The organism is Thermodesulfovibrio sp. 3462-1 (assembly GCF_040451425.1).
Lineage (GTDB): Bacteria > Nitrospirota > Thermodesulfovibrionia > Thermodesulfovibrionales > Thermodesulfovibrionaceae > Thermodesulfovibrio > Thermodesulfovibrio obliviosus.
The window spans coordinates 833,488-853,930 of sequence record NZ_CP144374.1; the positions used below are offsets into that span (position 1 = coordinate 833,488).

Sequence of the window (20,443 nt, forward strand, 5' to 3'; positions counted from 1 at the left end):
TTCATGTTGCCATCCATTCAACTACTCTATTATATACCACCTGAGGTGTGATTTCTCTCATACATTTTTGATCCCTGCAATGTCTTCTAAAGCATGGGCTGCATGGCAGCTCTGACTTTACTATCAAATGACCTTGTCCAAATGGTCCTGTTCTTTGAGGAGATGTGGGGCCGAATAGGGCAACTACTTTTTTACCACAGGCAACTGCAAGATGCATGGTTCCAGTATCAGGGGTTATAACAAAGAGAGATTTTTTAAATGCGGCAATTAATTCTTTGAGAGTTGTTTTACCTGCTACTGACCTTGCCTTACCTTTTGTATATTGTTCAATTTTGAAAGCCTCTGCCTCATCAGACTTTGAACCAATAATTAAAAAATTGTAAGGTAACATCTTTATAATCTCAATGAAATAGGGTAGGGGCCAGTTTTTTGACTGCCATCTCGTTGATGGAATTATTACAACAAAATCATTAAATTCACTGAGCCAGTCTGGTTCTTTTTCCTGAGGAAGAGGGAACTTTACGGAATTGATTTTGCACCCAAATGCTTTTGCAACCTCAAGATAACGCAAAACAGCATGTGTGTCTACTGAAACAGAGATTTTTTTGTTGTAAAAACAGGAGCTAAACTCCCTTGCTTCCTTAAATCCTGCTCTTACTGGAGAAGCACTCAACCATGTAATAAATCCACTTCTAAAAAGCCCCTGAAGATCCACTGTAATATCATATTTTTCATTTTTCAACTTTTCTCTCAAACTTTGAAACTCCTTGACAGTCAGAGCAATGTTTTTTATGTCCTTCCATCTGTTTTTATCCACTGTAATAACTTTGTCAATCAAGGGATGTTCAGTTAAAAGCTCTTCAAATTCCTTTGAGACAATCCAGTGAATTTTAATATCTGGAAAGTTTTCTTTTACTGCATTTAAAAAAGCTAAACTGTGAACAATATCTCCAAGAGAACTTGGTTTAACAAGAAGAAGTTTTTTTACTCTTTCAAGCATTCATATCCCTTTTTATAATCTCCACTGCTTCTTTCAAATTCTTAGCATCTTTTCCAATAAGAATACCTCTTGCACCAATTGATCTGGCAAGCTCAATATCTATCTGTTTGTCTCCCACAACATAGGAGTTTTTAAAATCAATATTGTACTTGTAACGGGCTATTAAAGGCATTCCAGGATTTGGTTTTCTGCAAAAACATCCGTCCTCAGGATGATGTGGGCAGTAAAGAAAATCATCAAATCCGTATTTTTCAATAAAAAATTTATTAACTTCTTTTACAAACTCCTCTTCAACAATACCCCTTCTGATGCCAGACTGATTTGTAACTCCAATGAGAAGAAATCCAGCATCCTTCAATTCTCTGAGGCTTTCAATCTCGGGAAAAAGCTCAAAATTTTCCCATCTTCTTAAGTAATTTGCATCTTTACATAGTGTTCCATCTCTATCAAAAAATACTGCACGATTAGAGGGAAAAAGTTCTAAAAGAACATTCCATACTTCTTCAACATCAATGGATTTCATGCATTTTATGTCATCGCATCTGTTTTTAAAACAAGGACTACAGCTCATATTACTTCTTATAACTTTTCCTGCAAATTTTGGTGGTCCTGTTAGCTCTGGCGAGGTAGAGCCAAATATGGCAACAAGAGGAACTCCTGTTGCATAACCAAGATGCATTATCCCAGAGTCATTGCAAAGCAAGAGATCACATTCTGAAAGAAGACATATTAATTCACTTAGAGAGGTTTTCCCTGTAAAGTCATAAACACTGGAATTTTCAATTTTTAAGCCCTCCGCAGAGTTTCCAAAAATAACAACAGAGCCCTTTTCAGTAAATCTTTCAACTATTTCAATAAATTTGTGAGTTTCCCATTTTTTAGTATCTCCATATTTTGCACCGGGAGCAACTGCAAGAACAGGTCTTTTAAGTCCTTTTAATTTCTCTCTTGCTTTTAATCTTTCTTCAATTGGAGGATTTATCCATGGATAATCAGGAGAAAGAGAAGGATTAAATCTTTTAGGAATCTCAAAAAAATAATCAATGTGGTGGATTTTTCTGTCCTCTCCATGATACGGAACAGGATGGGTAAGAAGCAGTCCTCTCATGTCTCTGTTCCATCCAACTCTTTCAGGAATTCCTGAAAGAAAGCTTATTAAAGCAGCGTCAAAGGCATTCTGAAGAAGATAGGCTCTCTTGAATTTCTTTTTTCTTAATTCCTTGATTATCTTTATTTTATCTGTAATTCTGGTTTTATAAATAATTACCTCATTAATGGAACTTTCCCATTTAAATAAGTCAGCAAGTTTTTCCTTTACGAGAATTGAGATATTTGAATCTGAATGAAGCTTCCGAATTCCTCTTATAGCAGGCAGACTCATTACAGCATCACCGAGCCAGTTAACAGCACGGATTAAAACATTGTCCATGCATGTATTTTAAAGCTATTTGCACCTGTATTGCAAATGGTATAATTAAAAAATGCGTGCACGAACTTATTTAAAAATAGGCGATAAAGTAAGGCATCTAAATTATGCTTGCTGGGGTATAGGAGAGGTCATTGAAGAAAAAAACTCACATCTGCCCGGTGGACTATGCCTTGTCAGAATTATCTTTGAAGATGGTATTGAAAGATGCTTTATTAACAATTTTGACCATGAAATGTGCTGCTATTATACTGGAATTAGATTAATTGAAGAGTTTAGTATCTGGGAGACATAATTGGGATTTTTAAAAACAATTGACTTAAATAAAACTTTCAAAATTGAAACCTTAAAAATTCCAGCAGTGGAAAACCTAAACATTGAAATTAATAGAGATGAAATTTTTGCTCTTGTTGGGGAGAGTGGTTCTGGAAAATCTACAGTGGCAAGACTTTTAATTAAGTTGATAAAACCAGATAGTGGACATATCCTTTTCAAAGGACACAATATATGGCAGATGAAAAAGGATGATTCAGTGATTTTCAGAAAATCAGTAAGTATAGTATTTCAGGACCCGTATGCATCTTTGAATCCACGAATGAAAATTCAGAGTATTGTGGAAGAACCATTAAAAATACATGGTCAATTTTCTGCAGAGGAGGCAAAATTAAAAATTATTGAAATTATCAAAGAAATGGGACTTGATGAAACAATACTTGACAGATATCCCCATCAACTAAGTGGTGGTCAAAGACAGAGAGTAGCCATTGCAAGGGCATTAATACTGAATCCAGAAATTTTGATAGCTGATGAACCACTTTCTGCTCTTGATATTTCTCTGCAGGCTTCTCTTTTACAGTTATTGACAAGAATAAAAGAAAGCAGGAAAATGGGAATTTTATTCATTACTCATGATTTAAACATTGTGAGAACCATAAGTCACTATGTAGCAGTAATGCATCTTGGAAGAATCGTTGAAGAGGGGCAGACAGGAGAAATATTTAAAAATCCACTTCATCCTTATACACAGGTTCTTATAAATAGTATTCCAGGTTTTCATAGAAGAAATAGAAAAAAAACACCAAGAATATCAACTGAAGAGAAACTCTCATGGAATTTAAAGGGTTGCAGATTCTTCAATAGATGCGACTACAAAATGTCTATCTGTGAAAATAATATTCCCGAACTTAAAACTATCCGAGGCAGAAAAATCAGATGTTTACTATATTAGCAGGATCTTAATAAAACTCGTTGCACTTATGAGTAAAACTGTTTTCATAAGTGTTCATCTTTTTAATGGTGATGCTCTTTCTCTGAATGTCCACCTGCAATTATATAGATTGTCTCTTCACTGGAGAGATTTTCAAAGTAAAGGCTTTCTTCCTCTACAATATGAATAGCCTGTCCTTCAGTAAGAATTCCATTCCATATACCGGTTGCTCTAACTTTTCCTTTCAGTATCAACACGATTTTTTCATGTCCCTTACCAGGCTTTATAATTCTGTTTTTTAGAGGGTCTCTTTTGAACCAGTAAATAGCTCTCTTATACATCTAAATCTTCAGGATAGGGTTCCAGATATTTTTGAACAAGTATGTATTCATTGTCAAACCTGTAAGACAGGCTCTTAATTAGCTCAAGTATGACTTTTAAAGGTATTTTTCCCTCATTATATTTATTGATTAAATTAATTAGATGATTCCTTTCTCTGGAAGTTATTTTTTTTGAAACATAACCCATTAAATGCATGAGTGTATTTACATGTCTTTTTTTTGAGGGTTTTTTTAAAAAAGCTTTGTAAAATTGTATTCTGTATCTGTTAATTTTTTCCTCAAAGGGAATGCTTGCATCAGCTACTAATTGACCGAGTTCTTTCAGAGATTTTTGACTATAGGTCATAAGGAGATATTTATATTGAGAATGAAACTGTATCAATTTTTTGGGTTCTGGATTTTTAAAAAGATTTCTAATCTCAGAAAAGGCGAATATTCTTGTAAGAAAATTTGTTCTGATTCCTTCATCTCTTAACCTTCCTTCATCTTCAACGGGCAGGTATGGAAAGTGTTTTCTTATTGCTTCAGCAAAGAAACCATCAGTTTTTCCAGCTACAGAACCATTTCTGTAAAGCTTTGTTGAACCCACTCCGCAGGAAGGGGACTTTGCTTTAAGAATAAATCCGTCAATGTTAGTTATTGAAGAGATGGTTTTATCAACATATTCAAGCATTTTGTCAGTGAAGTCTTTTCCAGTCTCAGGTTGAATTAATCTTTTTGATGATCCATTGTCAACAATTATTAATCTTTTCCTTGGAACTCCTAACCCTATGTCAGATTCAGGACAAAAATCTATATATTCAATGTAAGGCTTAAGTTTTTCAACAAATTCATCAAAGACCATTCCACCATTATACCTCACAGGTTTTAAAAAACATCTGCTGAGCACTATTTTTGGCTTTGTCATGATTTATATTATAATTGAAAAATGATAGAAACTTACATGCAGTCCATATCTCCTGCTGTTCAGGCTCTAATTGCTGGAGTTTTTACATGGGGATTGACTGCTGTGGGAGCATCCCTTGTTTTATTTGTGAGAAATGTTAACAAGAAACTTCTTGATGTTGCTCTTGGTTTTGCCGCAGGCGTGATGATAGCTGCAAGCTTCTGGTCTTTGCTTGAGCCAGCTATTGAGATGTCTCAGAATCTAAATATACCTTCATGGATACCTCCAGCTACTGGTTTTCTGATCGGTGCTTTATTTCTTAGATTGATTGATGTTATTCTGCCTCATCTTCATCTTCAAGCGCCCATAAATGAAGCAGAGGGAATAAAAACTTCCTTTAGAAGAACCACTCTTCTGGTTCTTGCTGTTACACTTCATAATATTCCAGAAGGGCTTGCAATTGGAGTTTCTTTTGGTGCTCACGGAGCTGATCCTCAAGCTGTGAGTATTTTATCCTCGTTAATGCTCGCATTTGGAATAGGAATTCAAAATATTCCAGAGGGATTCGCAATCTCTATGCCATTGAGAAGTGAAGGTTTATCAAGGAAAAAGAGTTTTTTTATTGGACAGCTTTCAGGACTGGTTGAGCCAGTTTTTGCACTTATAGGTGTTTTAATGCTTGAGATCATGCATAATCTTTTACCATATGCACTGGGTTTTGCTGCAGGTGCAATGATTTTTGTTACAGTGGAAGAATTAATTCCAGAGTCTCAGAGAAATGGCAACTCTGATGTTGCTACTGCAGGATTAATTATTGGATTTACATTAATGATGATTCTTGATGTGGCATTTAAATAAGTCATTGCATATGGGAGACAGTAAAAATTTGACTGTTTATGTTGATTTTTGCTAATGTAAAAATTAAAGTTATGAAACAAAAGACGAGACAGGAAAGAATTCTGGAGATAAAAAAGAAACTTCTTGAACAGAAGAGACAGATTCTTATTGAGGCTGGAGTAATGCTTTCAAATCTTCCCTCTGAAAGCAACTTATCTGAAATAGGAGATATGGCATCTCAGGAGATTGACAGAAGCTTTCTTTTGAGACTCAGAGATAGGGAAAGGAAGCTACTTAAAAAGATTGAAAAAACGCTTGAAAAAATTGAAAATGGTACTTATGGAATATGTGAGTCCTGTGGCGCAGAAATTCCTATTGAAAGGCTTGAGGCAAGACCTGTCACTGATTTATGCATTGAATGCAAAACAGAGCAGGAAGAAGTTGAAAAGCTTAAAGAGAGTTAATTTTAAGCAATCTTTCAGGATTTGTTTCTCCAGCCAGTTTTAGCTTATTTTCATCAATATTTAAATTTTTAAGCCTTTCCACCACATCCTTGAGACTCATTGAACCACCTTGAAGTTTCTTGCTTTCTTCGTTCTGTTTTACCATATCAGAAATCAAAATAATTCTTTCAGGATTTTTAATATGAAAGAGCCATTTTAAAAGTTTATCACTTAAATGTCTGCCATCTCCAATCAACTCAACATAAATTTCCTGATTAATAACTCCAAATCCTGCTATTCCAGGTTCTCTATGATGAATTCCACGCATAGCATTAAAAAGATGAGTTATAAGCCGAGAACCTGCTTTAAAACCTTCCTCAGCTTCTTTATATGTAGCATTGGAATGTCCCATGCTTACGATAATTCCCATTTGAGCGCATTTTTCTATTATTCTAATTGCACCAGGAAGCTCTGGTGCTACCGTGATTACTTTAACAATATCTTCAAATCCTTCAATTAAGCGATTTAAAACCTCAACATCAGGCTTCAAAAAATAATATCTCTCCAATGCTCCTGCTTTCTCTGGATTTAAAAAAGGACCTTCAAGATACACACCAATTAATTTTGCCTCCTGCCTTTGATATTCCATTGCTTTTTTTATGTTTAAAAGAGTTTTTCTCATGGTGTTAATCTCAGCAGGATAAAGAGTAAGTAAGAATTTGTCAACTCTCATTGAACAATATTCCTGAGCAATTAAAAGAACCTGTTCTGGACTGTTAATATCTCTTACATCTATCTTGTTTGTTCCGTGAAAGTGGACATCAATCAAAGACATTTTTTATCATAACATATGCGTTTTAAAACAGGTAAAATTTATATAAATAGCTTACTGAATAATATTAAAGAACTTCCCACTGAACGAAGAATTACTGAAATATCCCGATATTTTCTTGGTATTCCCTATAAAAAAAATTCACTAATCGGTAGTCTCACTGAAGAGGAACAACTTGTAATTGATTTTGAAGGAGTCGACTGTATGACTTTTATTGAGTATGTTGAGGCATTGAGGCTTTCTAATGATTTAAACTCTTTCATTGAGAATTTGAAACATGTTAGATATTTTGATGGAGCTGTGGATTTTAAAAAAAGAAAACATTATTTTACTGACTGGAATGAGTTAAAAACAGTAAAAGATGTTACTGCAGAAATTACTGAAAAGTTTGTAACAGTTGTGAAAGAGCTTAGTTTTATTGATGGATTAGAGCCAAAACAAAGAATTGTTAATTACATTGCAGCAGATATAATAGAAAAAATTTTATTTAAACTGAAAACAGGCGATTACTGCGGTTTTTATACATCAAGAGACTGCCTTGATGTTACCCATACAGGAATAATTATTATAGACGAAGGCAATGTGAAGCTCAGGCATGCTTCAAGCCATAAAGGTTGCGTAATTGATGAAGACTTTTTAAAATATGCAAAACAAAAAGAAGGTATAATAATTTTTAGACCTGAGGAAAATGCTACATCTTCATGATAGAAAAAAACAGATAAGAAAAGTTCTTCTTATAACACTTTTTCTTAATCTATCTGTTTCTTTAGCAAAAATAATTTATGGGTATTTATCAAACTCTGTAGCTATTTATTCAGACGGATTTCATTCTCTTTTCGATGGAATTTCAAACATCGGTGGATTAATTGCTCTTTACATAGCAAGTCATCCACCTGACAGAGAGCATCCCTATGGACATAGAAAGTTTGAAACAGTTTTTGCAATTTTTATAGGTGTTTTGATGTGTATTACAGCATTAGAAATAGTGAGAAACGCTTATGAATCAATTATTGAATCAAAAAAGCCTCTGACAGATGAAAAAGCTTTTATCATTCTCATCGGCACTCTCATAGTTAACATTTTTGTGTCAGTTTATGAAAGGAAAAAAGGAAAGGAGCTTAAGAGCGAATTTTTAATAGCTGATTCAGCCCATACAAAGGTTGATATTTATATAACCATTGGAGTAATAGTAAGCGTGGTCATTACCACATTAACAGAGTCTAATTTTGTTGATCCATTAGCTGGTTTAGTTGTTGGAGTTTTTGTTGCAAGAGAGGCAATTCTGATAATAAAAGAATCTGCCAATATTCTTGCTGACAGAACAGCTCTTGATGGTGAAAAGATTATCAGTATTGTTGAAAGATGTAGAGATGTTGAAGCTTGCAGGGATGTAAGAACACGGGGCACACCAGGTCAGATATTTGTTGATTTAAAGATTTTAGTAAATCCTTCAATCTCTATCTCAGAAGGACATGATATAGCAGAAAGAGTTGAAGAATTAATTAAAAAAGAATTTCCCGATGTTGTTGATGTTGTAGTTCATATAGAGCCATTTGAGAAAAATTAAAGAACTTTTTCAGAATCAAAAGAATTCAGAGATTGTAAATATTGCTCCCATTCTAAGGGAAGCATATACTTCTTTTTATTATTGCATTCTTTGCAGGCAGGAACTATATTGCTTTTTACTGATTTACCTCCTCTAATAAGAGGCACCACATGATCCATTGTAAGCTCTTTTTCTGATACTTCTTTCCCGCAGTAATAACATCTTCTTTTGGAAATTTTTTTGCGCCACCAGGAACTCTTTTTAAGAAGTTTCGCTTTCTCTTTTTCTTTTTTAATTTCTTCAAGGGTCACAGAAGGTATAAATCTATCCATTAACGGCTGAATCTCTTTTTTTCTTCTTCTTCAAAGAATTTATTATAAAGAACATTCCATTCAGGACTTCCTTCAATGATTTTCTTTGAGAACGATTGAAGTTTCCTTCTTACAATTTCATCAATTGTTTCACCAATTTTTAAAGCTTGAATAAAACTTCTTTTAATTTCTCTTCTTACTTCCTGTTCTTCAACCTTAAGCTTGATTAATCCTTTATTAATCAAGCCATTGAATAAAACATGGGAAGTATGAGTTATTTTTTCCTCTGAAAGCATCATAGAACTAAATTTCTCTGCTTTACAAGTTTTTGTTTAGTCATCTCAAAAAGCTTTCTGTAGTCAAGTTTATCTCTTTCAATTTCAGCTTCATATTTCTTAAGAAGCTCTCTCACTTCTTCATTGAGTCTGTCCTCCACCATCAATTCGTCTAAAATAAGCTTTTCAGCTTCCTCAAGAAGCTGTTCCTTTGGAACAGTTATTTCAATCATATCTTTCTTTAAGAGATTTTCTATTATCTTGTTTGCTATGTATGGTACCCAGCTCTTAGGTATCCTCATTTTTAAATCTCTATATATGGCAATAGTGCAATTGATCTCGCTCTCTTAATTGCTCTTGTTAACTGTCTTTGATGCTTTGAGCATGTTCCTGTCATTTTTCTTGAGAGGATTTTACCTCTTTCAGTCATAAAACCTCTCAACATTTTAACATTTTTGTAATCAATAAAATCAATTTTTTCTGCACAGAATCGGCAGTATTTTTTCTTGAAAAATCTTCTTTGTGTTGCCTGTTGCACATTAACCTCCTTTAAAATGGTTCTAAATCTGTGTATTCTTCTGGTGGAGTCTCTGTTAATTCATGTTGCTCCACAGGTTCTCTTTTTGGAAAAAATCTTATATTGTTTGCGATAACTTCAAATTTGCTCCTTTTCTGTCCTTCATACTCCCATCTTCTTTCTCTTAATCGTCCTTCAACCAGTACAGTTCTTCCTTTGTTCAGATACTGACTACAGGTTTCAGCCTGTTTACCAAAAACTATAGCATCAATAAAAAGAGTTTCTTCTTTAAGCTCTTCACCCTGTTTATATCTTGAATTAACAGCTATTGGAACTGTAGCCACTGCGACTCCCGAAGGCGTATATCTTATTTCAGGGTCTCTGGTAAGATTTCCTATGAGTATTATTCTATTAAACATCCTAAACCTTGGCAGTAACTTCAGATGGTTCTACTGGTATACCTTTTATTTCAGGTGGCAGTGCAGCAATCTGTTGTTTTGTGAGTTTAACTATCATAAATTTGAAAACCGGGTCATAAACTCTGTAAAATTCTTCCATTTTTTTTATTGCTGAAGATGGAGCTTTAAAAAGAAACAAAACATAGTATCCCATTGTTTGTTTGTTAAGTTTATAGGCAAGTTTTCTTTTGCCCCAGTTGTCAATCTTTAAAATTTCTCCACCATTCTCAGTAATAATAGAAGAAATCTTGTTAACTACTTCCTGCACTTCTTCTTCAGAAAGTGTTGGCAGAAGAAGAACCACTTTTTCATAAAAATTATTCATACAATACCTCCATATGGATTTTAAGCCCTTCTCCTTAAGGTAAGGGCATGGAGTAACAAAAGTTTCAACATATTTTATAACATATTTGTTAATTTTAAATCAAATTATAATGTTTCAATTTTTTATTCAAGGTATTTCTATTTATTCCAAGAATCTTTGCAGCTTTTACCTGATTGCCTCCTGTTTCATTAATGGCAAGAATAAAGAGTGCCTTTTCCACTTCCTGCATAACAGTTTCATAAAGATTTGAATTTTCAATCTTTGCAAAATCTTTTAAGAGATTGCCGATTTTTAATTCAAGAAAATTTTTTATTGACAGCTGATCATTGTATTCACCGAACAAATCTTTTGATGTAAGTCTTTGATGTCTCGCTAAAATACAGGCTTTAGCCAGACAGTGCTTGAGTTGATAAGCATTTTCCGTCCATGAATGCTCTAATATTGCCTCCTGAGCATCTTTTGATAATTCTTTTTTAGGAAGATTTAGACATTCTGAAATTTCCTTCAGAAAAAAGTTAGCAAGAGGAATTATATCCTGTTTTCTTTCTCTCAGAGGGGGTATATAAAACTTTTTGGAATTTAATAAATTTTCGTATAATTCAAAGGTTATTAAACCATTTTTATAAAGCTCCACATAGTCCCAGTCAGATAAAAAAATGATGCATTTAAAACTTCTTTCAGGATTAAAAACAAAGGATGCATCAATATTTTCAGGATTTTTAATAAGATAAACTATATTTTCATGCTTAAAAGAAGTTTTTTTATTTATATCCTCAGGAATTTTTACAATTTCTGCCTGAGTTATGTTTGCAAGTATTATTTTAGCTATGTAGTCTTTTTCAGTCCCCTTTTCTCCATATATAAAAAATACAGTATTATCAAAAGAAAGTTTTTTTATGCTTTCCAAAAGCTCTTGCATTACTGGGCTTTTGTATACTCTCTGAAATTGCATTGGCTCCATAAATCTACTCCCTGTAAAGTTTGTTGTCTTCAATATACTTCCGCACTTCTTCTGGTACAAGGTAACGAATACTTTTTTCATTCTGAATCATCTTTCTTATTTGAGTTGATGATATCCAGAATGGTGAAACTGAAATAAAAAAAGCTCTTTTATCTGAATTTTTTATTTTAAAACAGTTTTCGGCCTCTTCATCTTCAATAAATTCATAATTCTGTAAATTATCAAAACCAGGTCTTGACATTATTATAAAATCAACCATTCTTAATAGTTCTTCATACCTGTACCAGGATTTTAATTCAAGAAATGCATCAATACCCATTATAAAAAAAAGAGTATCCTTTTGGTAAAGTCTTTTTAAATGTGTAAGAGTATTTATGGTATAAGAAGGTTTTTTCTGTTTAGCTTCAAAATCAGAAACTTCAAAAAAGGGATTGTCCTTTACTGCCAATTCAGTCATTTTCAATCTGTGCATAGCTTCCACAATATCGTATTTTTTTAATGGCGGAATTCCTGCTGGAATAAATATAATTTTGTCCAGCAAAAAAGCTTCCCTTACCTCTTCTGCGACTCTTAAATGCCCATAATGAATGGGATTAAAGGTTCCACCAAAAAATCCTATCTTCATTGCCTTAACTGTCCTGATCCGAAAACTATGAATTTGGTGCATGTAAGCTCTTCAAGTCCCATTGGACCACGAGCATGAATTTTGTCCGTTGAAATTCCTATTTCAGCACCGAGACCAAATTGATATCCATCATTAAGTCTTGTCGAAGCATTAACAAAAACAGCAGATGAGTCAACCTCTCTTAAAAACTTCATTGCCTTATTATAATCTCTCGTAACAATTGCATCAGAATGGGCTGAACCGTATTTTGTTATGTGCTCAATAGCCTCGTCAATATCCTTTACAACCCTCACATTTAGAATTAAATCAAGGTATTCTTTATAAAAGTCTTCTTCAGTAACATCCATTACATTTGGATATATTTTCTTTGTCCTTGAACATCCTTTAAGCTGAACTCCAGCCTGTTCAAATCTTTTTAACATTGCTGGCAAAAATACTTCTGCTACAGCTTCATCTACTAACATTGTTTCCATTGCATTACAGGTTGCAGGTCTCTGTACTTTAGCATTAAAACAAATCTCCTGAGCCATTTCAAGGTCAGCATCTCTATCAACAAATACATGACATACACCTTTGTAATGTTTAAGTACAGGAATCCTTGAATTTTCAGTAACAGTTCTTATGAGGGACTCTCCACCACGAGGAATTATTAAATCTATTAAGCCCTCAAGTTTTATCATCTCAAGAACAGCTTCTCTTTGAGGAATATCAATAAAGCTTACTACACCATCATGCATTCCTTCATCTTTTAAAGCTTGTTTTAAAATTTTTACCAATGCTGTGTTTGAGTTTATAGCTTCAGAACCTCCTCTTAAAACAACTGCATTGCCTGCCTTAAGACATAATCCCGTTACATCTACTGTAACATTTGGTCTTGCTTCATAAATTACTCCAATTACTCCTATGGGAACCCTCATTCTACCAACAAGCATTCCATTTGGTCTGAGCCACATTTTTGTTATTTCGCCAACCGGGTCTGGTAAGCTTACGACTTCTTCGAGTCCTTTTATCATCTCGTCAATTCTTTTTTCTGTTAAAGTAAGCCTGTCAATTAAAGCTTTTGAAAGTCCTTTTTCTTGAGCTCTTTGCACGTCAACTCCGTTTGCCTTAATCAGTTCATCCTTTCCATGCTTAAGATACTCAGCCATCCTATTAAGAATTTTGTTTTTCCTTTCTGTTGAGGCTTTTCCAATAAGTATTGAAGCCTCTTTAGCTTCCTTTGCTTTGCTTAAAACCAATTGTTTAAGCTCCATCTTTTCACCTCCGAAAAAATTTAATTGCATATTTTAACTTTTTTTGGTATATTTTATAAAAATATAATTTTAAAAAGGAGGAGGGTATTATGCCAACACCAGTAGTTGATTACGATCTTTGTGTAGGATGCGGCTCCTGTGTGGAGATATGTCCAGAAGTTTTTGAATTGAGAGATGACAAAGCCTGGGTTATTGGTCCTGACAAATGTAACACCTGTGACTGTCAGCAAGCAGCTGATCTCTGTCCTGCTCAGGCAATCAAATTGGAGTAGTTTTTTGAGGGTGGAGGATAAGCCTCTACCCTCAATTAATTTATAAATTTTTTTGCAAGCTCTAAAAAACCAAAAATTTTTAAATCTAAATAGTTTCCCTGCTCTCTTAATTCTTTGAGTTTTTCTAATGCTTCATCAAGGGGAATTTTTAAGACTTCAATATTTTCACTTTCATCAGGAGGATAACTTTTTTTAAGTTTTTCAGGAGCTTCTTTTACATTTTTTGCAATAAACACTGTTAGAATCTCTGTAGAAAGTCCTGAAGAAACAGGTCCTTCTGCAAGAAAGACAATTTCATCTGAAAACAGACCTGTCTCCTCAATCAATTCTCTCTTTGCCACTTCTATCAGTGACTCTTTTCTATCATTTAATCCTGCTGGAAACTCCACAACAAAGCCACCAAGCACAGGTCTGAACTGCCTGATAAAGATAATTTCATTGTTTTCTGTTACTGGTATAACAACAACAATTCCTTTGCAGTTTACTCTTTCAACAGCTTCCCACTTTCTTATTCTTCCATGATTGTCCTCATAGGAAAGCAAAACAACTCTGAGATATTTTCCCTGCCATGCTATTTCTTTTTTAACAATTTTCATGGTATTATCCGGGAGGCCAATGCATCTGCCTTCCAGCTAAAAGATGAAAGTGAACATGGTAAACTGTCTGACCTGCCTCATGATTGCAGTTCATAACCACTCTAAAGCCTCTTTCATCAATGCCTTTTTCTTTAGCTATTTTTTTTATAACCATAAAAATATGTCCGATAAGTTCTTTATCCTCAATTTCAAGCAGGGTAGAGTAGTGCTTTTTCGGAATTACAAGAATGTGAACTGGTGCCTGTGGAGCAATATCTTCAAAGGCTAAAACTAATTCATCCTCATAAACAATCTTTGATGGAATCTCCTTTTTTATAATTCTGCAAAATATACAATTCATTTTACACTCTGGAAATCAATTTTTCTATAAAAACAGGTTCTGTTTCCAGTATGGCATGCTCCTTTACCATGTTGTTTAACCATGACAAGAAGGGTATCAGCATCACAATCGTAGTAAATCTCCTTTACTTCCTGAACACAGCCAGAGGTTTCACCCTTTTTCCAGTAAGTCTGTCTTGAACGAGACCAGAAATGGGTAAACCCTGTTTCAATGGTTCTCCTTAATGCTTCTTTATCCATGTAAGCAACCATTAAAACTTCCTTTGTATCTATCTCCTGAATTACTGCTGGAATGAGACCATTTTCGTCAAATTTCAGTTCTGGCAGATTCATTTTTCTCCTTTTTTATTTTTTCTCTGCAAAGTTTATACTCAATACTGTCAACTATTGCTTGCCATGAAGCTTCAATTATATTTTCAGATACTCCAACAGTACTCCACACGCTTTCTTCATCTCCTGATTCTACTAAAACTCTAACTTTTGAAGCAGTGCCTCTGCCTGAATTAACCACCCTGACTTTGTAATCTTTAAGTTTTACTTTTTTTAGTTCAGGATAAAATCTTTCAAGAGCTTTTCTTAAGGCATTATCAAGAGCATTTACTGGTCCATTCCCTGTGGCAGCAGTATGCTCAATGCTTTTACCAACTTTTACCATTATTGTTGCCTCACTCAATGTTGGTTCATCTCCTTTTCTTTTTTCATCTATAACTCTAAATCCAATTAAATCAAAAAATTTCCTCTTTAATCCCAGCGTCTTTCTGAATAAAAGTTCAAGCGATGCTTCAGCTCCTTCAAATTGAAATCCTTCATTCTCTAAAGTTTTCACAGCATCAACTATTGCTTGGACCTCAGGAGAATTGGGATCAAGATTAATACCAAATTCTTCTGCCTTTTTAAGGATATTGCTTTTCCCTGCAAGGTCAGAAACAAGTATTCTTTGACGATTTCCAACAAGCTCAGGTCTTATATGTTCATAGGTTTCTGGACGCTTTCTAACTGCACTGACATGAACTCCTCCTTTATGAGCAAAGGCACTTTCTCCTACAAATGGCTGTCTTTTAAAAGGAATGAGATTGGCTATTTCATAAATAAATCTTGAAATTTCAGTGAGTTTTTTTAATCTGTCTTCATCAAGGCATTTAAATCCAAGTTTCAACTGCAGATTTGGAATAACAGAGCAAAGGTTGGCGTTTCCACATCTTTCACCAAATCCGTTCATAGTTCCTTGAACCTGAGTAACTCCATTTAAAACTGCTGTAATACTGTTAGCAACAGCGCAGTCAGAATCATTATGAGCATGAATTCCTAAAGGAGTATTTATTGATTTTTTAACCTCTTTTACAATTTTTTCTACATCAGCTGGAAGGCTTCCACCGTTTGTGTCGCAGAGTATAATACAGTCTGCCTTAGCCTCCTGAGCAGTTTTTAAACATTTAATGGAATACTCGGGATTGTCTTTATATCCATCAAAAAAGTGTTCAGCATCAAAAAAGACTTTTTCAGCGTACTTTTTTAAATAACTGACTGTATTAAAAATAAGCTCAAGGTTTTCTTCAAGAGATATTTTAAGAGCTTCTGTTACATGAAAATCCCAGGTTTTGCCAAAAATTGTTAATATTCTGGCTTCTGAGGCAATAAGGGATTTCACATTTGAATCACTTTCTACTTTTATTTTTGGTCTGTGGGTGCTTCCAAAGGCAACTACAGTGGCGTTTTTGAGATTAAGTTTCTTTACTTTTTTAAAGTATTCAGCATCCTTTGGATTTGAGCCAGGCCATCCACCTTCTATGTAATGAATTCCAAGTTCATCAAGTTTTTCAGTGATTCTTAATTTATCATCAACTGAAAAAGAGATATCCTCTGCCTGTGAACCATCTCTTAGAGTTGTATCGTAAATTTCTACAGTTTGCATAAAAGTAATATATTATATTTTTGAATTATTAAGCAAGATGTGTTATATTAAATAGCATTAAATTTTTGAAAAGGTGAAGTTATGGCAAAGATTTTAATGTTAGGATGTGATGCAATTGCTCAAGGGGCTATTGAAGCAGGAATCTCTTATGCTTCTTCCTATCCAGGAACTCCTGCAACACAAATCCTTGAATACATTGCTAAAAATTCTAATGTTGCTGCTGAGTGGTCTGTTAATGAAAAAGTAGCCTATGAAGTTGCATATGGTGTGTCTTTGACTGGAAGAAGAGCACTTTGTTCAATGAAACATGTGGGCTTAAATGTTGCATCTGATCCTTTTATGACATCAGCATATCTTGGAGTAAGAGGTGGTCTTGTTCTGGCAGTGGGTGATGATCCTGGTGCCTATTCTTCACAGAACGAGCAGGATAGTCGTTTTTATGCTTCTTTTGCAAAAATTCCATGCTTTGAGCCCTCAGATGCTCAGGAAGCCAAAGATATGACTTATTTAGCCTTTGATATATCTGAAGAATTAGCTCTTCCAGTAATGGTAAGAAGTATTACAAGACTGCTTCATTGTTATGCTCCTGTAAGCCTGGGCAACATCAATCCTGAAAAAGAAATTAAGCTTGAAAAAAATCCTGATTATTTGATTGCCGTGCCAAAAAATGTAATAAGACTCCATAGAGAATTAAATAAAAAGCAGGAAAAAATAAAACAATTTATAGAAAAATACGAATTCAATAAGATTTTTCCGGGTAAAGAAAAAAGGGGTATAATTGCTTGTGGTATTACATATCTTTATGCAAGAGAATTGGAAGAATCTCTGCCCATTCTTAAAATTTCAGCCTATCCAGTGGATGAAAACTTAATTAAAGATTTTGTTACAGCTCTTGATGAGGTAATTGTATTAGAAGAGGGTTATCCTTTTATTGAAAATATTGCAAGAAAATACAGTTCAAACATCAGAGGAAAGCTTTCAGGAGATTTACCTCTTGAAGGAGAACTTGGTCCAGAGCCTTTATTTAGAATTTTTGGCAGAATAAAATCTTCTGATTCAGAAAACGGAGTTATTCCAAGACCTCCAATGCTCTGTCCTGGATGTCCTCATAGAGAGTTTTATAAAGCATTAAATGAAGCCAAACCAATCTTTGTTACCGGAGATATTGGCTGTTATACTCTTGGAGCAAATCCTCCTCTTAGGGCAATTGATACATGCCTTTGTATGGGCGCAAGTATAAGTAAAGCAGCAGGAATTGCTTCACAGGGAATAAAGGGAGTTGTTGCTGTAATTGGTGATTCAACCTTTATTCATTCAGGAATCCCAGCACTGATAAATGCAGTTTACAACAAATTAAATATTCTTGTTTGCATTCTTGATAATTCAGCAGTTGCAATGACAGGACATCAACCAACTCCGATTATTGGAATTACAGCAAAGGGAGAAGAAACAAAAAAATTAGACCTTGCTGAACTATGTAAAGCCTGCGGCGCAGATTCAGTGGAAGTTGTTGATCCCTACGATAAAAAAACAACCTATGAAGCAATTAAAAGAGGACTTGACAATCCTGGAGTTAATGTCATAATAGCTCGCAGAGCTTGTGTTTTACTGGCTAAAAAATTAAAGAGCTAAATCTAATAAAATATTTCCCGACATATATTCTAATCAAGCCGTCTGTCTTTTCAACACGATCTCTGGTTGGCTGAAGCCTTCTTTAATCTCTTTCCTACTATGTAAGCCTGACCAAGGGATATGCAGGCGTCATTGCTTGGAACATTTATGTGATAAAGGGGCTCTATACCTATTTTTTTTAGAGCTTTTATGGTTTCCTTTATTAAATAGGCATTCTGAAAGACTCCTCCACTTAAGCCAGCTCTGTCAAAGCCTAATTTTTTTCTGAAATATTGTGTAAGTTCAATGATTATTTTGATTATGGTGTTATGAAACTTCCATGAGATTTCCGAAACTGGTCTGCCTGCAAGAAAGTCATCAATGAGCTGTTTTATCATGAAGGTGTAATCAATAACTAAAGAACTGGTCTCTTTTTCAGCTACACTAAAACTGTAGCAGGCTTTTTCAGAATACTCCATACTTGCTTCAATCAAGCTTTCAAGAGCTATTGCTGCCTCTGCCTCAAAGGTGTTGTAATGACAGACTCCAAGAAGGGAGGAAACTCCGTCAAAAAGCCTTCCCATTCCAGAAGAAGGGGGGCTAAACTGAGAGAGTTTTTTAAGTTTCAGTATTTGTCTGATTTTGTTTTCTTCCATTGTCATTACAACAGGAAGCTTTTTTATTAAACTCATATCTTCTCCGAAAGCATCATCAATCAGAGAAAGAGCTATTCTTGAGCACTCCTTTATAGCACTTTCACCTCCTGGCAAACTGATTGGCTTTAGATGGGCAAGTCTTATGAAATCATCAACACTGCAGTATAAAAACTCACTTCCCCAGATGCTGCCATCTGTGCCATAGCCTGTTCCATCAAAGGCAATTCCAAAGAGTTCATCTAATCCGTATTCTGCCATGAGGGATGCTATATGACAGTAATGATGCTGAAGAGCAAATGCTGGAATTGTCTTTTTTTCTGCATGCTCCTTTGCCCATTTAGTTGAAAAATACATGGGATGTAGATCATGCCCTACAGCTACAGGCTCTATGCGGTATACTAATTTTAGATTGTTTAAAACCTCCTCATAAAACTCAAGGGTTTCAAGATTTTCCATATCTCCTATGTGCTGACTCATTATTGCATAGTTTGACTTTATAAGCGTGAAAGTGTTTTTCAGGTCAGCACCTGCTCCGAGAACTTCAGGCAGTTGTTCCCTTAAAGATATTGCTTTTGGAACAAATCCTCTTGCCCTTCTTATAAAGTAAATATTGCCTTCAAGCTCTCTTACAACAGAGTCATCAACGCGCATAAAGATTTCTCTATTATGCAGCAAAAAAGCATCTGCCACATTACCAAGTTTTTCTATCGCTTCTTCGTTTTTTGTTATTATTGGTTCTTCAGAGATGTTTCCGCTTGTCATTACAAGAGCTTCAAAGTGAGGCTGCATCGGTATCTCAAAAGGTTGAGGACTGAGGACTGAAGGCTGAAGGAGCGAAAGCAAGGAGTCTTCTTTTTGCTCTGGATAGTAAAACAACAGATAATGAAGTGGCGTATATGGTAACATGAATCCAAGACATGAATTTTTCAGAGCCAGCATATCTGGAAGCATACATTCAGGCCTTTTTCTTAAAAGAACAATAGGTCGAGTTGGTGAGGTCAAAATTCTTTTTTCAGCTTCTGAAAGAAAACAAAACTTTTCTACTGACTCAATATGAGGACTCATTAAAGCAAAGGGCTTGTTGCTTCTTTTCTTTCTCTTTCGTAATTCCTCTACTGCCTTTTCATTCTTTGCATCACAGCATAGATGAAATCCTCCAAGCCCTCTTATTGCAAGAATCTTTCCCTGTTTTATAAGCCTTATAGCCTCTAAAACAGGATTTTCCAGCTCCTTTAATCCTCTGTCAGTCTTTAAAAAAAGCCTTACCTGAGGACCACATACAGGACATGCATTTGGCTGAGCATGAAATCTTCTATTTGATGGGTCTTTGTATTCTTTAAGACAATCAGCACACATATTAAAAACAGACATTGTTGTATTTGCTCTATCATAGGGAACTTTCAATGTAATCGTATAACGAGGACCACAGTTTGTGCAGTTAATGAATGGATAGAGATATCTCCTGTCAGAAGGAGTAAAAAGCTCTCTTAGACAGTCATTACATATGGATACATCCTCTGAGACATGGGTAAATCCTGCATCATCTATGCTTTCAATTATGTCAAAGCTTTGATAATTATTGGGCGGAAGCTCCTCAGTATCAATTGAATAAATCTTTGCAAGTGGAGGAGGCTCGTTTCGCAATCTGTTCAGGAACTCATTAACCTTTTCACCTTCTATCTCAATTGTTACTCCCTTTGATGTATTTGTAACATATCCATTTAAATTCAGACTTTTTGCAAGATTGTAAACAAAGGGTCTGAATCCTACTCCCTGAACAACTCCTTTGACTCTTATGTGGAGGCGTTTCATGT

27 protein-coding genes are annotated in these 20,443 nt (G+C 34.7%); 8 read left to right on the forward strand and 19 right to left on the reverse strand.

The genetic code is table 11. The features are described from left to right. Nucleotide 1: 1 nt before the first annotated feature. Both waaC and waaF read right to left on the reverse strand, forming a co-directional pair. Nucleotides 2–1,000, reverse strand: a complete 999-nt coding sequence (gene waaC, locus V4D31_RS04220; protein WP_353686993.1) for a lipopolysaccharide heptosyltransferase I — start codon at nucleotides 998–1,000, stop codon at nucleotides 2–4. Continuing rightward, nucleotides 993–2,429: a lipopolysaccharide heptosyltransferase II gene (gene waaF / locus V4D31_RS04225; protein ID WP_353686994.1), complete on the reverse strand. Its 1,437-nt coding sequence runs from the start codon at nucleotides 2,427–2,429 to the stop codon at nucleotides 993–995. The genes waaC and waaF overlap by 8 nt, the downstream gene beginning before the upstream one ends. A gap of 52 nt (nucleotides 2,430–2,481) precedes the next feature. On the opposite strand from waaF, the gene V4D31_RS04230 reads away from it, so the two are divergent. Both V4D31_RS04230 and V4D31_RS04235 read left to right on the forward strand, forming a co-directional pair. Continuing rightward, nucleotides 2,482–2,721 (forward strand): DUF3553 domain-containing protein, encoded by a 240-nt coding sequence (locus tag V4D31_RS04230; protein WP_353686995.1) that lies wholly within the window; start codon nucleotides 2,482–2,484, stop codon nucleotides 2,719–2,721. Further along, on the forward strand, nucleotides 2,722–3,654 hold the full coding sequence (locus V4D31_RS04235) for an ABC transporter ATP-binding protein (protein ID WP_353686996.1): 933 nt from the start codon (nucleotides 2,722–2,724) through the stop codon (nucleotides 3,652–3,654). A gap of 62 nt (nucleotides 3,655–3,716) precedes the next feature. On the opposite strand, the gene V4D31_RS04240 is transcribed toward V4D31_RS04235, so the two are convergent. Both V4D31_RS04240 and V4D31_RS04245 read right to left on the reverse strand, forming a co-directional pair. Next, nucleotides 3,717–3,974 (reverse strand): hypothetical protein, encoded by a 258-nt coding sequence (locus tag V4D31_RS04240; protein ID WP_353686997.1) that lies wholly within the window; start codon nucleotides 3,972–3,974, stop codon nucleotides 3,717–3,719. Beyond that, a complete protein-coding gene (locus V4D31_RS04245; RefSeq protein ID WP_353686998.1) occupies nucleotides 3,967–4,881 on the reverse strand; it encodes a DUF523 and DUF1722 domain-containing protein in 915 nt (304 codons plus the stop codon). The genes V4D31_RS04240 and V4D31_RS04245 overlap by 8 nt, the downstream gene beginning before the upstream one ends. Before the next feature lie 21 nt (nucleotides 4,882–4,902). On the opposite strand from V4D31_RS04245, the gene V4D31_RS04250 reads away from it, so the two are divergent. Both V4D31_RS04250 and dksA read left to right on the forward strand, forming a co-directional pair. Beyond that, nucleotides 4,903–5,718 (forward strand): ZIP family metal transporter, encoded by an 816-nt coding sequence (locus tag V4D31_RS04250; RefSeq protein ID WP_353686999.1) that lies wholly within the window; start codon nucleotides 4,903–4,905, stop codon nucleotides 5,716–5,718. Nucleotides 5,719–5,789: 71 nt separating this feature from the next. Beyond that, nucleotides 5,790–6,161 carry an RNA polymerase-binding protein DksA gene (gene dksA / locus V4D31_RS04255; RefSeq protein ID WP_353687000.1) on the forward strand — a complete coding sequence of 124 codons (372 nt, stop codon included), beginning with the start codon at nucleotides 5,790–5,792 and terminating at the stop codon, nucleotides 6,159–6,161. Here dksA and V4D31_RS04260 read toward each other — a convergent pair. Then, nucleotides 6,148–6,975, reverse strand: coding sequence for an amidohydrolase family protein (locus tag V4D31_RS04260; RefSeq protein ID WP_353687001.1), 828 nt, complete (start codon nucleotides 6,973–6,975; stop codon nucleotides 6,148–6,150). The genes dksA and V4D31_RS04260 overlap by 14 nt on opposite strands. Before the next feature lie 15 nt (nucleotides 6,976–6,990). On the opposite strand from V4D31_RS04260, the gene V4D31_RS04265 reads away from it, so the two are divergent. Together V4D31_RS04265 and V4D31_RS04270 are read left to right on the forward strand one after the other, a co-directional pair. Beyond that, the gene (locus V4D31_RS04265) at nucleotides 6,991–7,677 is read left to right on the forward strand and encodes an N-acetylmuramoyl-L-alanine amidase-like domain-containing protein (RefSeq protein WP_353687002.1); all 687 of its coding nucleotides are present in this window, start codon (nucleotides 6,991–6,993) and stop codon (nucleotides 7,675–7,677) included. Further along, entirely contained in the window at nucleotides 7,661–8,539 is an 879-nt protein-coding gene (locus tag V4D31_RS04270; protein ID WP_353687003.1) for a cation diffusion facilitator family transporter, read from the forward strand. The genes V4D31_RS04265 and V4D31_RS04270 overlap by 17 nt, the downstream gene beginning before the upstream one ends. On the opposite strand, the gene V4D31_RS04275 is transcribed toward V4D31_RS04270, so the two are convergent. The 9 genes from V4D31_RS04275 to V4D31_RS04315 form a co-directional block, all read right to left on the reverse strand. Beyond that, entirely contained in the window at nucleotides 8,536–8,850 is a 315-nt protein-coding gene (locus V4D31_RS04275) for an HNH endonuclease (RefSeq protein WP_353687004.1), read from the reverse strand. The genes V4D31_RS04270 and V4D31_RS04275 overlap by 4 nt on opposite strands. Then, nucleotides 8,850–9,128 carry a DUF507 family protein gene (locus tag V4D31_RS04280; protein WP_353687005.1) on the reverse strand — a complete coding sequence of 93 codons (279 nt, stop codon included), beginning with the start codon at nucleotides 9,126–9,128 and terminating at the stop codon, nucleotides 8,850–8,852. Before V4D31_RS04280 ends, V4D31_RS04275 begins: the two co-directional genes overlap by 1 nt. Then, complete coding sequence (locus tag V4D31_RS04285) at nucleotides 9,125–9,406, reverse strand: DUF507 family protein (RefSeq protein WP_353687006.1); 282 nt, start codon at nucleotides 9,404–9,406, stop codon at nucleotides 9,125–9,127. Before V4D31_RS04285 ends, V4D31_RS04280 begins: the two co-directional genes overlap by 4 nt. Nucleotides 9,407–9,408: 2 nt before the next feature. Further along, nucleotides 9,409–9,642 carry a 30S ribosomal protein S18 gene (gene rpsR / locus V4D31_RS04290; protein WP_353687007.1) on the reverse strand — a complete coding sequence of 78 codons (234 nt, stop codon included), beginning with the start codon at nucleotides 9,640–9,642 and terminating at the stop codon, nucleotides 9,409–9,411. Nucleotides 9,643–9,653: 11 nt separating this feature from the next. Then, nucleotides 9,654–10,040, reverse strand: coding sequence for a single-stranded DNA-binding protein (gene ssb, locus V4D31_RS04295; protein WP_353687008.1), 387 nt, complete (start codon nucleotides 10,038–10,040; stop codon nucleotides 9,654–9,656). 1 nt (nucleotide 10,041) lies between these two features. After that, nucleotides 10,042–10,404, reverse strand: a complete 363-nt coding sequence (rpsF, locus tag V4D31_RS04300; protein ID WP_353687009.1) for a 30S ribosomal protein S6 — start codon at nucleotides 10,402–10,404, stop codon at nucleotides 10,042–10,044. A 94-nt stretch (nucleotides 10,405–10,498) separates the two neighbouring features. Then, complete coding sequence (locus V4D31_RS04305) at nucleotides 10,499–11,323, reverse strand: helix-turn-helix domain-containing protein (protein ID WP_353687010.1); 825 nt, start codon at nucleotides 11,321–11,323, stop codon at nucleotides 10,499–10,501. Nucleotides 11,324–11,369: 46 nt separating this feature from the next. Continuing rightward, a complete protein-coding gene (gene nadD, locus V4D31_RS04310) occupies nucleotides 11,370–11,990 on the reverse strand; it encodes a nicotinate-nucleotide adenylyltransferase (RefSeq protein WP_353687011.1) in 621 nt (206 codons plus the stop codon). After that, a complete protein-coding gene (locus V4D31_RS04315; RefSeq protein WP_353687012.1) occupies nucleotides 11,987–13,243 on the reverse strand; it encodes a glutamate-5-semialdehyde dehydrogenase in 1,257 nt (418 codons plus the stop codon). Before V4D31_RS04315 ends, nadD begins: the two co-directional genes overlap by 4 nt. 89 nt (nucleotides 13,244–13,332) lie before the next feature. On the opposite strand from V4D31_RS04315, the gene V4D31_RS04320 reads away from it, so the two are divergent. Then, entirely contained in the window at nucleotides 13,333–13,515 is a 183-nt protein-coding gene (locus V4D31_RS04320) for a ferredoxin (protein ID WP_353687013.1), read from the forward strand. 35 nt (nucleotides 13,516–13,550) lie between these two features. On the opposite strand, the gene V4D31_RS04325 is transcribed toward V4D31_RS04320, so the two are convergent. Genes V4D31_RS04325 through cimA form a run of 4 tightly spaced genes read right to left on the reverse strand, consistent with a single transcriptional unit; the run spans nucleotide 13,551 to nucleotide 16,362 of the window. Beyond that, a complete protein-coding gene (locus V4D31_RS04325; RefSeq protein WP_353687014.1) occupies nucleotides 13,551–14,111 on the reverse strand; it encodes an NUDIX hydrolase in 561 nt (186 codons plus the stop codon). Nucleotides 14,112–14,115: 4 nt separating this feature from the next. Further along, the gene (locus V4D31_RS04330; RefSeq protein WP_353687015.1) at nucleotides 14,116–14,451 is read right to left on the reverse strand and encodes a histidine triad nucleotide-binding protein; all 336 of its coding nucleotides are present in this window, start codon (nucleotides 14,449–14,451) and stop codon (nucleotides 14,116–14,118) included. After that, nucleotides 14,448–14,783 (reverse strand): phosphoribosyl-AMP cyclohydrolase, encoded by a 336-nt coding sequence (gene hisI / locus V4D31_RS04335; protein ID WP_353687016.1) that lies wholly within the window; start codon nucleotides 14,781–14,783, stop codon nucleotides 14,448–14,450. Before hisI ends, V4D31_RS04330 begins: the two co-directional genes overlap by 4 nt. Beyond that, nucleotides 14,758–16,362: a citramalate synthase gene (cimA, locus tag V4D31_RS04340; RefSeq protein WP_353687017.1), complete on the reverse strand. Its 1,605-nt coding sequence runs from the start codon at nucleotides 16,360–16,362 to the stop codon at nucleotides 14,758–14,760. The genes hisI and cimA overlap by 26 nt, the downstream gene beginning before the upstream one ends. An 81-nt stretch (nucleotides 16,363–16,443) precedes the next feature. Here cimA and V4D31_RS04345 point away from each other — a divergent pair, with 81 nt between their 5' ends. Further along, nucleotides 16,444–17,994 carry a thiamine pyrophosphate-dependent enzyme gene (locus V4D31_RS04345; protein WP_353687018.1) on the forward strand — a complete coding sequence of 517 codons (1,551 nt, stop codon included), beginning with the start codon at nucleotides 16,444–16,446 and terminating at the stop codon, nucleotides 17,992–17,994. 50 nt (nucleotides 17,995–18,044) lie between these two features. Here V4D31_RS04345 and V4D31_RS04350 read toward each other — a convergent pair whose 3' ends face one another. Beyond that, nucleotides 18,045–20,441 (reverse strand): carbamoyltransferase HypF, encoded by a 2,397-nt coding sequence (locus V4D31_RS04350; protein ID WP_353687019.1) that lies wholly within the window; start codon nucleotides 20,439–20,441, stop codon nucleotides 18,045–18,047. Nucleotides 20,442–20,443 lie beyond the last annotated feature (2 nt).